The following is a 1027-nucleotide window of genomic DNA, read 5'->3' as shown; positions in this document are numbered from 1 at the left end:
TCGTTATACGCCTTACAAAACTGTAAAGCGTATATTGCAAGAACGGACTGACCGCTACAAGTCGGAACTGACCGACTCAGGCTCTAGTTACACGCTTGGCAACAAGACATTAACAGAGTGCGAATTACTCCTTGACTATGTTTGACTACATTTTAAGGAACAGAAATACTGGCAGTTATCCATATACTGGTGGTTTACGCTGGCAGGTAGATTTAACCCAGGCCAAAGGGCAGCGTATTAGCCAGCTGGAAGTGCGTAATGCAAGCGGTAGTTATGAAGCACTGGTCTTGGATCGAACCTATAAAGTGGTGACTATCGACTTCCTGGCCAATGGACAGGACTACTATAGCAGCATGAAAGAGGTGACAGGCGAGCGCCGTATGGATGTGGGCCTCGATTATGCCGAAGCGTTTTTACAGTATGTCGAGCGTTTACCGGGAACAATCGGACAAAAATCACTCGGTAAATTGCCAACAGCGGATTACAGCACGCAGAAATTTACTGAATAAGATAAAAAGAAAGCCAGCAAAAAATCCCGTTCGCGGGATTTTTTCTGTTAAATTGTGCAAAAAATAAGTGAAAAACCGGTTTTTTTAGCTGTTTCGTAGAAAAAAGATACATACGTGAAAAATAAAGTGAATTGGGGCTTGCAATGATTCTGAAATCCTCTAGAATGCACCCCATACCGACGAGATAGACGGAAACGAACGAAGCACGAAGTGCTGAGTTGTTAGGTTTATTAAGTCCAGCTTCTGGCACTGACGAGGTGTTGGAAAGATCATTAAGAGATTATGAAGAACAACTTGTGTGGATTTTTACTGGTTGATTGATCGAAATTATTTTCATTGATTGATTGGTTTAAATTACTCGAAGTTTATTTGAGCGAAATTTAAGTCAGAAAATTGATGAGCCAAGTTTAAGAACTTTACTTATAAAGTTCGAAATGATTTTAACTGAAGAGTTTGATCATGGCTCAGATTGAACGCTGGCGGCAGGCTTAACACATGCAAGTCGAGCGGAGCGAGGG

1 rRNA gene and 1 pseudogene are annotated in these 1027 nt (G+C 41.7%); both read left to right on the top strand.

The window, feature by feature from the left end:
• Positions 1 to 143: 143 nt before the first annotated feature.
• Positions 144 to 509: pseudogene (locus tag FTT63_RS15590) on the top strand (5'-nucleotidase C-terminal domain-containing protein); the annotation flags it as partial.
• Between the two features lie 441 nt (positions 510 to 950).
• Positions 951 to 1027 (top strand): 16S ribosomal RNA (locus FTT63_RS15675); the annotation flags it as partial.

It is taken from the genome of Acinetobacter sp. C15 (genome assembly GCF_013420645.1).
Classification (GTDB): domain Bacteria; phylum Pseudomonadota; class Gammaproteobacteria; order Pseudomonadales; family Moraxellaceae; genus Acinetobacter; species Acinetobacter indicus.
The sequence above is the reverse complement of the archived record's forward strand: the minus strand, read 5'-3'. Positions and strand labels throughout refer to the sequence as shown.